Raw genomic sequence first — 16447 nt, 5'->3', positions numbered from 1 at the left:
CCTGATCTTAAATTTCGGATATTTTGGTGTCTAAATTAACCAAGAACAGTAACCTCCGATGACACAACCCGAGCAATTCACCGGCGGACAGCTATCATCGATAAAATCGTCCGTTGAAGCGCCATGAGAGGCGGAGAATATTCAGTACATACAGCGCAACCTCCATGCCGGAATCGCGCTTCTCATTTCCCAGTATTTCGTAACATGATTTTCTCTTAAACCGCTATGTGATAACAAAACCGTAATCCTCCGTTACCTACTCAAAATATGAGTATTATCGTAATCACGGGGCAAGTTGGGCAATAGTTGGGGCGTGTGTGGTTCAAGATAATGTCCGCCTTTCTTCACACTTTTCATGGACGAGACACAGGATTGTCTTTGGGATTTGCCCCAGTGTAGTCCACCTACTGCAGGTTACTAATTCAATACCGTTTAAACGAAGCAAAGCAACGCGGACTCAGCAATTCAGCAGGATCGGCGATGAAACTCTAGTTGCGGATGTCAAGACCATGAAGTCATGTCCTCGTAACTCTCGCCTTCTTGCAATCAGTACCTTCACTCTTAGAGGGTTCGAGTCATTGTTCCGATCAGAGAGCAAACCGGGAAAGGACTGACAAATCATCAAGCACATAGTAATGAAAGCCACACCGCCATCGACTACTTACTCTACTTTTTTTGGTAGCGCGTCAGCTTCAGAAACTTCACTTCAAATGGATTGAAAGACACGTCTTTTACCACGCTCCCTATTGGTTCCTCGAGAGAATTTACTTCATACACTTTCAACGAGTGGTTTTTACCAATTAGGTTTGAAATGTTCATCACCGTTCTCTTTCCGTCCGTAGCCCTGATGCAGAGCACAACGCCCTCGCCATCCCATGAAGGTCGTGCAAAGACGAGAAACAGGTCACCATCATTGAAATGTAAAACCGATTTCGCCGTCAGAGCAGTGTCATCGCCTTCACTCGGTCGAAACGTCGCGGCTAGCGGGACACGGCATCCCCAACCGAAGCCGGTCGCGTATTGTGTCGACCTATCGCCGGATGAGGTGATGTCATACGTCCAACTCAATCCGCCCTCCTGCGCGGCTTTGAAATTTGTGCCCCAATAATTATTGAGGACGTAAGAATAAATATACGGTTTCTCAACTTGAGCCACCTCCTGCCATTTCCCAGTGTTGATGTCGCCGAATTCCATCAGAGGTGCCTCCGGACTTACGAAGATTATTTGAGCGTCTTTGTTGCAAACGGAAGCGAAGTTTTGAACTCCATTCCAATCGCAGGCCGACCCGGGAAGCTGGCCTTTCCCCGGAATCACTGTCCCACCTTGCACTTCAAAAGTCAGGTGACCACCTTGAGATTCAAACGGGAAAGCCACATACACCGCTTCGGGCGTGAAGACCTGCAACTTGATCATGGAATAAACGAATTGAACGCGTTTCTCGGTCTTGTAAAGTCTTATCTCGCATGTGACCCCATTACTGTCCGCACATCCGGTCACCTGCCCCGTTATGTTTACGCTCATCCAAATCGGGCCGTCGACCACTCTGCCGATTCTCACATTTGTCATGCCAGTTCTGGTGAATAAACCCGGAGAATACGGAATCGAGTTTGGAGCATCGAGTAATCTTCGATCCGGAAGCGTTTCATAAATGAATTGACCGAGTTCCCACGGTGCTTTGGCGTCTACTAGGTCGAGCCCCGTAGATTTGTCGATCAGGCTTTCGATCCCACCCTTAGTGGAATCGATCTTGATCCTGTAATATTGATTTTCCAATATTCCGGTGAAGTCTCGCGTGTCGAACCGCGAAGATCGTTGATCACGAGCGATGACTCTATACGTTCGGTATCCAAAGGCTGGGACATCCTTTGCATAAATCTCGCAATAGTTTCCGCCGGGCCCGCCTTTTACAAACTCGATTGGGACTTCATTCCCTGCTGCGTCGACGACCGCCATGGTCTTACCTGACTTCAGGTAACTATTATACGTAAAGAACTCCGCTATCCCGGACCGTTCCACGTTCATCGTATTGAAAACCGTGATCGATGGAAATTTCAATTTCGGCGTAAACTCTCTAAGAAGACCCGATGATTCTTGGCGGAGAAGTCCGTTCTCCTTCACAGCAGTCCATGCAAACGCGCTCTTTTCGTTCCATTGGACCGTAGAATTCAGAGACAACGGATCCGTGATACTCTCGTCGGCCCCGAATGAGTGTTCGTCGTAGAATGCAATATTCTCATTGACGGAATTCATTTCACGCAGCTCATCCGGTTTAATATCGGCACCGAGCAGCATTGCCATCGATAGAAGTCCCTGATTCGCTATGAAATCCGATTGGGCGCCCCTGACATACGCAGTCTCAAGCGCGGACGAACCGGCTCCGTCGGTCCACCAATCGGGCCAGGCAAGCCGATACGTCGGAAGCTGTGATCCGTGCTCTTCGTTCATCGTTTTGAAAAACCCGCTTACCGTGGCAAGCTTTAACTTCGGCCATTCAAATTTCTCGTTCCATTTCTTTACAAGATCGCAGGCAGCGATGGAAGGCGGCGAATCGTCGATCCAATATCCGCTGAATTGGATCATGGTTTTATCAAATGGGTATGCTTTCGTTTCGAGATTCCTCAGGTAACGCAGGAGCGAGGCTTTAAAGTTATCCTCGTTACCGAGTATGCCAAGCATGTTTCCAAAGTGATAATGTTCACCGCGGTACGCGAGTATCTTGTGACCGGAAGGCGATTCCCACCAGAATGCCGTAGGAATGTCGAACGGCTCTCGTGCGTGTCCAACGTTCTCTCCCATATCTAAGTATTTCACCCCTGCACTCTCCAGGTAGTCGACCAGGCACCATGGTACACCATTCACATCGTCTTGCATCGCAGCCGTAACATCGATACCTGCATTCTTGAAAGTCTTAACAACATTCATGAGATTGGACAGACAGGATTCGTCATACATGTCCGACATATTGAGAAATAATCCTGTCACTTCGATCCGGCCCTCTCTAATCCTTTTCAAGAGCCTTTCGACTTGTGGTTTCGGTCGGACGCTGAGATACTCCTGGACTGCCCAAGCAGTTTCACAGGTCCACCTGAATCTGGCGTCTTCCGGATACTCGTCCGTCTCATCGCAGTAGTCCAGAGCGTAATCGATATAACGCAATTGCTCAGGCATTATCTCGTTTTGAGGCTCAGTATAACCAACGTCGGTATGAGTGTGCTCCACAAGGTATACAATCCAATCACGGACGGGATTGACATGAATGCTATCCTGAAATGTCGCCCCCTTCATTTCAAATTTCACGTCGATTATTTCGTCGTGATGAACTTCCGGTATCGTCATGATGAATGAATTGCTGCCCGGGATGATATCGAAAGTCTCCTTCGCAATCCCGTTCAAAAACAGTTTCCCAGCTGTCGGGCTTCCAAGATGTGTGACTTCTAGTCGAAGAAGATCATAGATTCCTCCGTTTTCCCTGACAGCAGACGGAAGTTGTGTTATTTTCATTTTTTCCTGAACCGGCGATTCAAAAGTCATGTACCATGTCCGACTTGCGGCGGTCTCTCCGTTGATTCGCAAAATCTGACTTCGTCCGAGCCTCAACTCGTTCAAAGGCATTCTCAAAACAGCGTATCCCATCAGGTCATTGTACATATCGATCATGGTCGGAATGAACGTAAGCTCGGATCCACCTGCACCATCCAACGACCAAGATTTCTTTTCACTGACCGTCGGATTGCGAAAGGAAAGAAGTTCTTTGCCGTTTACAGACAAATGGAAGGAGTGACCGTTTGCCGTGACCGCGATACCGAACATCCAGACGAAATAGGCCTGCGATCCATGAAAGTCGGCGGGCACTTTGTCCGTTTCCCATTCCACATACTCCGACGAATCTTCCGATCGAACAAGAAGGGATGCGTTGATTTCCGGATCCGGAGAATGATAGTTAAAGACTCCTCCATGGGTCACATGATCATATCCGCTAAAAAAAACGCTAGGCCATTCTGAGTTATGTGTCTGAGCCCACGAGGCAGCTGAGAAAAAAGTCAGGAACACGAGCCCGATAAGCGCCTTCATCATCGGAAAGCTAATTAATTCCCTCATCGCAAAACTAGTCGGAGTTGTTAATGAAGGCTTCTCCATTACGCCTCTGTCCTGACATACGCTTCGATGGTAGCACATTTTTCTTCTCGCTCCTTCCATAAGGTCTGATTGAATACTGAGCGACAGGCACAGGCACTATAAAAGTCTCCTCGATTTTTTTATTTTTGCCAATCCTCCGGCTGACTGAAACCAGCTGATTGGCATTATATCCTGGGCGACGTGCACGCGTGAGTCAGATCTCAATTTTGTGACGAGTTTGTTTTGAAAACCTGACATCGCCTCTTTTCAGAAGTTCATCAGATCGATCTTCATTCCGTCAGGGCTGATCGCCCATCGGCCCCGAGCAGGCTAAGAATGTCAGCTTATCCTGAAATTGAGAATGAATCCGATAAATGTCAAGATCCGGTAGTGGGCTATTTTGGTGATAACGATTGTCATGCCAGCCCCGTGCCAAGCACCGGGTAAACTCCAGCTGACATCCAGAACCAATTTGGGATTCCGGCAGGAGTTCATCCCGCCCATGGCGGGGCCGGCATGACCCGGGATCGAAGCTGAGCCATTCCAATTCGGGAACTTTGTAGTCGTGTTTTGATTTCTACATTATACATGCGTAGATACCGTCAGCCAATTCTTTTCTTAGTTTCTGTTCTATCGTTCTCCGCACCCTCATATTCCCAGATGGTGGGCTCTTATCTCAGACACCTGACAGCGGACGACGGATTATCGCAGAGTTCTGTATACGCAATCTTACAGGACACATGCGGATTTGTCTGGTTTGGCACGAAGGACGGATTGGATCGGTATGATGGTTACAATTTCAAAGTCTTCGTTCATGACCCGTTCGATTCTGTGTCTCTCCCCGATAATTTTGTTACCGCTCTTTTTCAGGACAAGAAGGGGAGAATATGGGTGGGAACACAGTATGGCAGTTTAGATGTGTATGACCCGCGCTTTGAGAACTTCCACAGAGTATGGATCGGGGATTCGATCAAAGGACCATTCAGCGATGCTGCAATTGCCGAAGATAACGAGGGCAATCTCTGGTTTGGCACTTCAGGCGACGGGCTTGTTGAGATCTCTTTTGCCGACAACCATGGCAGTGCCAAGTCGGCTCAAGGTGATATCCCGTTTAAATACTACGTTTCGAAATGGGACACTTCAAACACAAAAGCGTTTCCGAACAACGTAGTGTCGGCATTGTTATGTGATAGAAGCGGAACTCTCTGGGCCGGGGTCGGCGGAGAGCTGCTTTCGTTCGATCCATGTTCGAACAAAAGGGAGGTGAAAGAATACAACTTCCTGCCGCCTCCAGACAAAATAAACGCGGAAATATTATCGCTTTATCAGGATTCAATGGGAGACATTTGGGCAGGAACGAATGCAGGATTGTATAAACTCGATAAGCGGAGAAACTTGTTCGTTTCGTATTTTGAAGACAGTCGGTCGAATCATCAGCAGCTGGGGGGAATTCGGACCATCTGCGAGGACACGCGGGGCAGATTATGGCTCGGCACCTTTTCCAGCATTTTTCTCCTTGACCTCAAGGACAATCAGCACCAACTCCTGCTGAACCAACAGAGCGGCGCTATTTGCATAAAGCGCGACAAAAGCGGAGCCATCTGGATAGGCACCGGCGGTTACGGATTGTACGTCTATACTCCAAATGTAATTCACTTCGAATCCTTCACAGAAAAATCGGGGGTCGGCTGGCCCAACGAGAGCGTCAGGTCTATTCTCGTGGATTCAGAGGGGAGACTCTGGATCGCGTCTTACGGCGGGTTTTACATGATGAACCGTGGCCGGAAAACCTTTGGAATCATCCACACTAAGATGAGCGACCCTGTGAGGAGCATCCTTCAAGACCGGGATGGCAAATTGTGGTTTGCCAGCGATCTCGGCATCGCATGCATGAACATTCGCAATAACAGCATCCGATATTTCAGCCACCATCCCGAGGATCCCGCGAGTTTATCCTCTTCAATCGTTGCCGGACTCTTTCAGGACAGCCATGGTGCAATGTGGGCTGTGACTCCCGGCTGCATCGATAAGTTGAACATCAAATCCGGCACTTGGTCCCATTTTTATTTTGACAGGAACCCAGGCCCGCAGAACGATCCGCCTCCGACTTCTATGTGTCAAACCAGCGATGGGTCGATCTGGATTACATCCAGGACGGGACTGTGGCGGTTTAATCCTGAAACAAAATCGTTCACCCATTACGTAGAAGGATCGGACGAAAAGAAAGGACTCAGCAGTAACATTACCCTCTCCCTGTGTCACGATCCGTTTCAACATGTCATCTGGATCGGCACGGAAGGTGGCGGACTTGATCGTCTCGATATTCACACCGGCGAGGTAACAACGTTCACGGAGGCCGACGGCCTGCCGGACAACGTTGTCTACGGTATACTCAGGGATGAGGGAGGAACTCTTTGGCTCAGTACGAATAAGGGGCTGGCTGAGTTCGACCCGCGCACAAAATCGATCGCCACATACAAGCAGGCGGACGGTTTGCAGGGTAACGAGTATAACACAGGAGCTTACTTCAAGAGTCCTAGTGGCGAGTTATTCTTCGGCGGGATAAACGGCTTCGACGCATTCCAGCCAGACGAATCGCAACATGAAAACTATGATCCGAACATTGTCATTACAGGGATCGATTTATTCGGCAAACCGCTTGCCGCCAGAGACAAATCAGGCGTGCTCAGCGAGTCGCTTCAGAACACGAAAAGCATTACACTAGATTATAAACAGAACGTGCTATCACTTACATTTGCCTCTCTCGATTTCAATGATCCACGGAAGAACAAGTACGAGTACAGACTCATTGGCTTCGATAGGGATTTTATTCCGGCGAACACCTCACGCACCGTGACTTACACCAACCTCGATCCGGGCAAATACACATTCGTCGTCAGAGGCACTAATAGTTCTGGAATGTGGAGCAGCCGCGAGGCAAACTTGCAGATCCTCGTACTTCCCCCGTTCTGGATGACATGGTGGTTCAGAGCAATCGTTATTGCTGCTTTTGTCTCGATTGGACCCGCGATCTACTTCCGGCGTATTTCAGCATATAATAAAGAGAAGAGGCAGCGGGAAATGTTCTCGCGAAGGCTCATCGAAAGTCAGGAAAATGAGCGAAAACGTATTGCCGCAGAAATTCATGACAGCCTCGGACAGAACCTGCTTGTCGTGAAAAATCGCGCGCTGCTAGCACTGGAAAAACCGGAGTTGGCGGAAGATATCCGTGACCATCTCGCGGAAATATCCGACACAGTATCAAGTACTCTGAAAGAGATGAGAGAGATTTCGCGTAACCTGCGTCCGTACGAACTTGACAGGTTCGGCATTACTGAAGCACTGAAATCCGTGGTCGAAAGGGTTGGGGATTCATCCGGTGTTTCCTTCACCATGGACATCGATAACATAGACAGTGTGCTTACGAAGGAAGCAGAGATAAATATTTACAGAATCGTTCAGGAATCTCTGAACAACATAGTAAAACATTCCAAAGCATCCGGAGCTCAGGTGACGGTCGCCAGGTTCAATAACCGCCTGCAAATTGTCGTTCGAGACAATGGAATTGGCTTTTACTCTTCATCATCCGATGGCGATAAGGATGGGAACAGCGGACTCGGATTAGACTCCATCTCTGAGAGAGTTCGAATAATCAACGGGACTTACGAAATTGAGTCCCTGCCCGGGTCTGGAACCACAATCTCGATAAATGTACCGCTCCATGATGCATAAAGAAGTAACCCTAATAATCGCTGATGATCATCCGATCTTTCGTAAAGGACTGGTCGAGGTGCTTCGCTCCACTTTTCGGATAGTAGCGGAGGCTGGCGACGGAATTGAAGCCGTGGATGCCATCGAACGCCTTGAGCCCGAAATTGCCATCCTCGATATAGACATGCCGAGGATGAACGGGCTTGAAGTCATGAAGGAAATCGAGCGACGGAGGCTCGATGTCAATGTAATAGTGCTGACTATGTACGACGAAGAAAAAATGTTCAATAAAGCGCTAGACTTCGGTGTGCGAGGATACGTACTAAAAGAAAGTGCGGTTACCGATATTCGAGACAGCGTGGCCGCGGTATCGGAAGGGAAGTATTACATCAGCCCTTCCATTTCAGGGTTCCTTGTCAGGCGCAACAGGGGGATGTCGCATTATGGTACAGGGCTTGAAGAACTTACGCAAAGCGAGCGGCGAATCATGCGTTTGATCTCTGAGAACAAAACAAGCAAAGATATCGCCGAAGAACTTTCGATCAGCATCAACACAGTCGAGAACCATCGCTCGCACATCTGCCGCAAGCTTAATATCACGGGCAACAACGCCCTCCTAAGGTTTGCGTTGGAAAAGAAAGAACTACTGTAACGCTGCGTAGCCAATCCGAGATCAAGGAGCGTTAAGATCCTCAGGATGGACCTTTTGAATAAGCACCGACCCACAGGTTCCACAAAAACAAAGATCTGGTTAGGTTAAGCATAAGGGCGTCACCCTCAAAACCTCGTGATGCCCAGCCACCATAAAAATGACGGCCGGCCATGATTTCCTTTCGGTCCCAATTTGAGTTATTTGAATCGGTAATGAAAATAATGATCGTGGACGATAACGCAAGAATTCGGGAGACAATAAGAAAAATTGTTCAGAACCAGTTCGATGAAGTCATCGAATTCGCAGATGCAAGTTCTGCACTCGCCGCCTGTATCTTTGAGAAACCCGACTGGGTGCTCATGGATATTAGGATGCCCGGTATGGACGGGATCGAAGCTACACGATTGATTCACAACATTTTTCCAACTTCGCGCGTGACGATAGTAACTGAATATGCCGATGACCGGCATCGGAAGGCCGCTGCGGAAGCGGGTGCAGATTCATTCGTGTCGAAAGAAAATCTGACAGAGTTGAGACGCATTGTCGCAGATATAAAAAAGGAGATCTGACCATGAAAAGAATATGTCCTGAGTGTTTATGCCTGAACGAACTTGAACCTGATTCTCCAGCAACAGAGGTACAGCGGTTTTTACAGTCAATTGGAATAACCAGGATGAAGCGCTGCTGCAACTGTAATGCGGCGGTTCTCGCGATCGTTGGAAGTTTTCTGATAACAAGTAGGGGGCTGAATCTTTTGATACACAAGAGTTACCTGGTTTCGGTAGTTACGATGGTTCTGGTTGTGGGTTACGTTTTAGTTCAGTTTATGTCAAGATGATTGGAGTAGGAAGGAGGAGAGCATGAAAACAAAGTCATACACAATCATAAAAGTCACAATATTTTTTCTGCTTAACACTACCATTACATTTTCACAAACCGCCGTGGCCCCTTCGGGGAGCGGCGCATCTGGTGACCCTTACCAGATCGACTCGCTTGCGAACCTTTATTGGATAACACAAAATTCCGGCTCGTGGGATTCGTATTTCAGACAGACCTCGAACATTGATGCCTCCTCGAGCTCCGGTTGGGATTCCGGTCAAGGCTTCTCTACCATAGGGAACAGTGTAACACTTTTCGGCGGCACCTATGATGGGGACGGGCACACGATATCCGGTTTGTATATTTCCCGTAGCGGCACAAGCGGCATCGGGATGTTTGGCTTCGTCCAGGGAGCAACGATAAAAAATCTCGGGCTTGCCGGTGAAAATATTACAGGGGCAAATTATGTTGGCAGTCTTGTAGGCTATACTCACAACTCTACAGAAATAAGCAACAGCCATAGCGCCGGTATCGTCAACGGCGATGGTTATGCCGGCGGTCTTGTGGGTTACAACGAGAATTCTACCGTAAGCGAAAGTTACAGCACTGCAAGCGTCAGCGGCGTTGACGGCGTCGGCGGACTTGTTGGTGGAAATCACTCCGCCGCGGTAAGCAATAGTTATGCTGCCGGGAGCGTTAGCGGCAGTAATACTGGCAGCAGCGATGTCGGCGGACTCGTGGGGGATAATATTTTGTCCACAATAAGCAACAGCTACAGCACCGGAAGTGTAAGCGGTTCCGATCAGCGCGCAGGCGGACTTGTCGGTTATAATGCTACCTCCACGGTGAGCAACAGCTACAGCACCGGAAGCGTAAGCGGCGGATCTTTTATCGGAGGGCTCATCGGCTTTGGTTTTACTTCCACGGTTAACAGCAGTTTCTGGGACACGCAAACTTCTGGCCAATCCACCGACGGCACTAACGCGGGCGGCGGCACCGGCGAAACTACCCTCGACATGAAGCTGCAATCGACTTTTTCCGATTCAGGCTGGGACTTCACAACTCCTGTCTGGGCGATAAGCAGTGGAATCAACAATGGCTACCCATACCTGGTAAGTGTGACGGACATTTCGCTTGCTGTCCAGGCAACTGGCTTCCTTGCGACCACCGACATGAATTCCGTCACTCTTTCATGGAAGACACAATCCGAAGTCGATAATGCAGGATTCAACGTGCTCCGTGAAGATCCGGGTTCGTCTTTTCTCAAACCGATCTCAAACTATATCGATAATACAGCCTTAAGAGGGCTCGGCACAATGAGTACGGGGCGCGCTTACAGTTTCATCGACGACCACGTCGCATCTGGCTCGACTTACCGGTATGAGATACAAAGCGTGTCGACACACGCGACTACTGAAGACTTATTTGCACTTTCCGTCACGGTTGGTGTCCCAAGTGAATATGCGCTATACCAAAACTATCCGAACCCATTCAATCCATCAACCACGATACGTTTTGACCTGAAGGAACAATCTAATGTGACTTTGGATGTTTACAATGTTCTCGGACAGAGTGTGTTTGAGGACAATTATGGAAATATGAACGCTGGAAGATACAACGAAGCGGTGAACATGGAGAGGTTCGCAAGCGGAGTATACTTCTACCGGATTACCGCCGTGGGTGACGATGGACAGAAATTTGTGTCGATAAAGAAGCTGGAACTGATGAAGTGAGCAGGTTGGAAGCAGGAGAAATTCATTACGATCAACGAGAAAAGGAGAGATGATCCAAATGCAAAAAACATTACAATATAGAAGCCGCTTCATGGCATTTGCGCTTGGCGCGATTCTACTAACTTATGTCTGGCTGGGAGCAACCGCCATTCTAGCGGGAACAAGGAATCTTCATCCTAACATTCCTCATCGGCTGCTGCAGATGATTGAACAATGGAGGATCAAAAACCCGAGGCTGGTGGACTTTCTTGCGAGGAGGTACGGTATCAGCATGGCACAGGTAGAATCAAATCTCAACTCGCATGCGCATGGACGGATAAGCGATCTTGGTTCGAACGGATCTCTTCTGAGCGCATCCCTTCGAGGTAACCCGGGTCTTAACTACACACATCCGAGAACACCCAGCCAATCGCTCAATACGAATTTTTGGATTCCGAACAACACGGTGAACTCTGTGCTGGTCGATGATGCACACGACAGGGTCTATATCGGCGGAGACTTTACTTATCTTGGTCCCTACACCGGACCGCTCGGCAAGCTAGATGCAACGACGGGTATCCACGATCCAAGCATCCCGGTTATTACAAGCGGCGGTTCCCCGGGATCTATAGACGCTCTCGTTCCAGACGGCAGCGGAGGATTCTTCGTCGGCGGCTTCTTCGACCATATCGGAAATACTGCCGTGAATAATATGGCGCACATTCGGTCGGATGGCACGGTTGTGGAAACGTTTAACCCAGATCCTGATGATGAAGTGGAAGCCATCGCGTTCAACGGCCCCGATCTGATTGTCGGCGGATTTTTTTCAAACATCGGCGGCGGCTCCCGGCAGTGCATCGCAGAGATCGATACTTCAACAGGAAACATCGTGTCATCATGGACGCCTCCATCCATCGGCGGCTGGTCCAACAATGGTGTTAATATAGTACTTGTCTACGGCGGGAAAGTATATTTCGCCGGCTACTTCACCACAGTCGGTGACTCCACAAGATACGGCGTTGCCGCGTTAGATGCTGCCTCCGGATCAGTAACCGCCTGGAATCCAAACCCCACCGACTCTGACCTGCTTAACTACTTTGCATCCTTCGACGCGGCAAACGGTTCAATATATGCCGGAGGCCTGAATACCAGCTCTGAATTCCCGTTGATATATAAAATCGATACAACTTACGGTAACCAGGATGCGGGCTGGAATCCGCAAGTACTCCTGGTCAATTCAGATTACGGCTGGATAAATCAAGTCAAAATAATAGGCGGCAAATTATGCGTTGCGGGAGAATTCGCGGGTTTCGGCAGCACCACTCAATATGGATTTGCCGCTCTCGATACGGCGACGGCAGCCATCACAAGCTGGAACGCCGGTGTTGACTCGGCAGATGAGGTAACTTCGTTCGACGTGCACGGGAACGAAATATTCTTCGGCGGAGGTTTTACTTCGATCGGCGGTGAATCGAGAGGTTATATCGCGGCTTCGGATACGAACGGAAATCTTCTATCTTGGTCACCCAATGCCGACGAAGACGTTCATGGAATAGTTTACAGCAACGGAAGTGTATATGCCAGCGCGAGCTATAGCTTCAACGGCAAGGTCAGAAATTGTGTAGCCTCATTTGTCGAGAGCACAGGTCAATTGACAGACTTCAGCGTCGGCCTTGACGGCGCCAATGATCAGCTGATCACCATTGCGCTTCACGATACGACGCTTTACGCCGGGGGTGTGTTTCAAAGCGCCGGCGGGGAGTCGAGAAATGCACTTGCTGCGTTCAGCATAAACACGGGAAGCGTCCTGCCGTTCGACGCAGCTCTTGTCGCACCCCCATGGTCGTTTTACTCAGGATCCCCGGATGTATTTGCACTCAAAATATATGGTAATAACCTCTATGTCGGTGGGCAATTTGAAGGTTCCGGAGATTCTACAAGGAACAATCTTGCTTCTTTTGATCTATCGACTGGCGAGATTACATCATGGAATCCGGATGCATATGGCAGCCCACAGCCATCGATTGCCGCCATGGATGCCGGCGGCGGGAAAATTTATTTCGGGGGGGAATTTGTTAACGTCGGAGACTCCACAAGGACTCACCTGGCGGCGGTCGATACGATTGCAGGTAACGCCACTTCGTGGAATCCTGTCTTAGCTGATCCACCATATAACGATGACAACTTCAGTGTCCAGGCACTTACACTCGATGGGTCGACCATTTATGTTGGCGGCGGGTTCTACAGTGTTAACGGTCAACAGGACTCTTCTATAGCGGCAATCGACACATCATCGACCGGCACCCTCCTTTCCTGGAATCCACATCTCGATGCTTATCCTCAGTCGATTGCCGTAACCGGTTCAATGGTATACTTGGGAGGATGGTTCACCCAAATAGATGGCCAAACCTTCAACTATGCCGGCACAGTTGACAAGGTTACCGGGCTACCAGAAGCCAGCTGGAACTTGAACGTCGATGGACCCGTCTTCGCAATTGGCATTTCCCCGCAATACCGGCTTGTTTATGTCGGTGGGAGGTCTGAAACGGGAGTCCTCGGAAGCTTCAGCCCGCATTTTGCCGCCGTGACGAATCCGGAGGACGCGTCTCTGCCGGTCCAGGTGACCGATTTCCTGGCAACAACGGATATAGGATCAGTGACACTCTCATGGAAGACACAATCGGAGATCAATAACGCCGGGTTCAACGTGCTCCGTAAGGATCCGGGAACAACATCGTTTGGACTTGTCTCGAACTATGGAACCAACGACGGGCTGCGAGGACTCGGTACAAGCAGCACAGGAAGGTCGTATGCTTTCACGGATAACAAGGTGACTTCCGGAGAGACATACACCTACAAAATCCAGAGTGTATCCACTGACGGAACCACGCGGGATCTGAATTCCTTACAGGCGACGGTCGGGGTTCCCAGAGAATATGCACTCTATCAGAACTATCCGAATCCATTCAATCCATCGACCACGATACGTTTTGACTTGAAGGAGCAATCGACGGTGGCCCTGGATATCTACAATGTGCTCGGCGAGAGAGTGATGGAAGAGAACCATGGAACGATGAGTGCAGGAAGGTTCAATGAAATCGTTAACATGGACAGGTTCGCGAGCGGAGTTTACCTCTACCGGATCAGTGCGACGGGCAATGACGGACAGAAGTTCGAGGCGATAAAGAAACTAATGCTATTGAAATAATGTTAGCGTTTGCATGCATGTCCGGCGAAGTACTCGAATTGGGCAGGCGATAAAGTTGAGTCCTGCTTTTTGCGGGACGAAATCCCGCATTACGGGAAAACTGATGCTGGTGAAGTAAGACAGAGAAGGCCATCATATCGGGCGGGAGTTCAAGTCCTGCATAACGGAGGAATCCGTCCTAGAACAAACAGCCCTTGCGCCGTCGGGTAGTGGGACATCGGATGATCCGTCCCTCCCCTGCGTTGGCAAACCCCGGCGCCACGCTGCTGTATCCATTACCACCGACTCTTGCATCACCGGCGAGCAACGCAGCGAATCTTAACTAAACCAAAAGGAGAAACTATTATCGAATGAAAATCTCGAAACTATTTTTATCAATGCTTCAGATAGCGTTGATTACGTCGGTTGTGTTTGCTCAAAACACTCAGGTAGAGCTGCAGAAAGGGAGTCCCCTTTACAGTAAGCCTCTTTCAAGTAGTATGAGTGCAAAGACGTTTCGCTATGGACTAATTTCATCGAATCCGAAAAAGGTCTCCACTACCAACATCTATTTCCAGAACTTTGATGGCACAGTCAGCGGGATTACAACGACAGGCAGCTGGCATATCGGTGCTCCAACCAGTGGACCACCTTCAGCTTATTCGGGTTCAAATTGCGCCGGCACAAATTATAATTCAACTGGCTTTTATGAACCTAATGCTTCAGATACCCTGTATCTGCCGCCGATAGCTGTTCCGACCGTATCCACGAACGGTAACCTATGGCTGACGTTTTTCCAGTACGGTTATGTGGAGGCGGACTTTGATTTTGCAAATGTGATCGTATCGACCGACAATGGAAGCAGCTGGTCGGTGATCGACGATCAAACCGGAAGTGTTGGTTCATCGTGGACAGAGAGAGATTTGTCTCTAAAATCTTATGCAGGACACACTGTTAGAATAGCATTTGTTTTGCAGTCGGATGCGGTCGTGGAATTTCCAGGCTGGTACATCGACGACATAAGCGTCTGGAGTCCAGCACCGCCTATGCCAACCCTCGCATCACCGGCGAACAACGCAACGGATCAGCCGACAACCCTCAGTTTGAAGGTAAATAAAGCGGCGGCAGCATCGGGATATCACTGGCAGGTGTCGACAGACCTCGCGTTCTCAGCGATTGTGGTCGACGACTCAATAAGCGGGTTAGGCGATACCACACAGATCGTCATGCTTTCGAGCGGGACAAAGTATTACTGGCGGGTACAGGCATTCGATGATTCTGGAGGTGCAGGCGAATACGCGGGCCCGGATTCGTTCACGACCATAGCTGTGCCATCTTCGCCCGCGCTCGTCTCTCCTGCCGATGGCGCGACGAATCAGTCAACAGTCTCCACATTGAAGATCAATCCAGCTGATGGGGCTTCAGGCTATCACTGGCAGATTTCACAAAATTCAAATTTCACGGCGATCATGGTCGATGACTCGGTCAGCGGCACCGACGATACTTCGTTCACCCTGGTCTTGAATCCAAACGCGACATATTACTGGCGTGTGCAGTCGTTCAACAGCGGCGGCTTGAGCGCATACACAAGCACGTATTCGTTTACCACCGGCTCGGATGTTACGCTCGCAGTGCAGGCGACAGGTTTCATGGCGACTGCTGCCGTCGGCTCGGTCAGGCTTTCATGGAAGACGCAATCGGAAACTGAAAATGCCGGCTTCAACATTCTCCGGGCGGATTCAGGCACGACGTTGTTCACGCTCGTTGCGAGTTATGCAGGCGATGACAGTCTGAAAGGTCTCGGCACTAGCACAACAGGAAGGAGTTATGATTTTACAGACAACAAAGTAACATCGGGCATAACGTACGAGTACAAAGTACAAACCGTTTCAACCTACGGAGTAAAGCAAGATCTGACAACGCTTTTCATAAAAGTTGACGTCCCAAGGAACTATGCTTTGTACCAAAACTTTCCGAACCCGTTCAACCCGTCGACGACGATCAGGTTCGATTTGAAACAAGCTTCGTCGGTGACTTTTGAAATTTACAACACGCTCGGACAGAGAGTCTTTGCAAATGACTACGGGACTATTAGCGCGGGGAGATATGAGAAGGTTGTCGACATGGATAAGTATGCGAGCGGAGTCTACTTCTACAGGATTGCCGCCGTTGGTAATGACGGACAGAAGTTCGTTTCGACAAAGAAATTAGTATTAATGAAATAGCGTTTATAAAGGGACCCTATTCCCG

General features: G+C 49.3%; 8 protein-coding genes. 7 read left to right on the top strand and 1 reads right to left on the bottom strand.

Features of this window, described 5'->3' with window-relative positions:
- Positions 1-666: 666 nt before the first annotated feature.
- Positions 667-4176: a glycoside hydrolase family 38 C-terminal domain-containing protein gene (locus tag VLX91_08345; GenBank protein HUI30214.1), complete on the bottom strand. Its 3510-nt coding sequence runs from the start codon at positions 4174-4176 to the stop codon at positions 667-669.
- A 528-nt stretch (positions 4177-4704) separates the two neighbouring features.
- Here VLX91_08345 and VLX91_08340 point away from each other — a divergent pair.
- From VLX91_08340 to VLX91_08310, 7 genes are all read left to right on the top strand, one after another.
- On the top strand, positions 4705-7848 hold the full coding sequence (locus VLX91_08340) for a two-component regulator propeller domain-containing protein (protein HUI30213.1): 3144 nt from the start codon (positions 4705-4707) through the stop codon (positions 7846-7848).
- Entirely contained in the window at positions 7838-8479 is a 642-nt protein-coding gene (locus VLX91_08335) for a response regulator transcription factor (GenBank protein ID HUI30212.1), read from the top strand. The genes VLX91_08340 and VLX91_08335 overlap by 11 nt, the downstream gene beginning before the upstream one ends.
- Before the next feature lie 212 nt (positions 8480-8691).
- Complete coding sequence (locus VLX91_08330) at positions 8692-9048, top strand: response regulator transcription factor (protein ID HUI30211.1); 357 nt, start codon at positions 8692-8694, stop codon at positions 9046-9048.
- A 2-nt stretch (positions 9049-9050) separates the two neighbouring features.
- Positions 9051-9317, top strand: coding sequence for a hypothetical protein (locus tag VLX91_08325; protein ID HUI30210.1), 267 nt, complete (start codon positions 9051-9053; stop codon positions 9315-9317).
- A 22-nt stretch (positions 9318-9339) separates the two neighbouring features.
- Complete coding sequence (locus VLX91_08320) at positions 9340-11031, top strand: GLUG motif-containing protein (GenBank protein ID HUI30209.1); 1692 nt, start codon at positions 9340-9342, stop codon at positions 11029-11031.
- A gap of 58 nt (positions 11032-11089) precedes the next feature.
- Positions 11090-14218: a T9SS type A sorting domain-containing protein gene (locus VLX91_08315; protein ID HUI30208.1), complete on the top strand. Its 3129-nt coding sequence runs from the start codon at positions 11090-11092 to the stop codon at positions 14216-14218.
- Positions 14219-14568: 350 nt separating this feature from the next.
- Complete coding sequence (locus tag VLX91_08310) at positions 14569-16422, top strand: choice-of-anchor J domain-containing protein (protein HUI30207.1); 1854 nt, start codon at positions 14569-14571, stop codon at positions 16420-16422.
- Positions 16423-16447 lie beyond the last annotated feature (25 nt).

It is taken from the genome of Candidatus Acidiferrales bacterium, assembly GCA_035515795.1.
GTDB lineage: Bacteria > Bacteroidota > Ignavibacteria > Kryptoniales > JAKASW01 > JAKASW01.
This window is presented reverse-complemented; position numbering and strand designations above follow the sequence as displayed.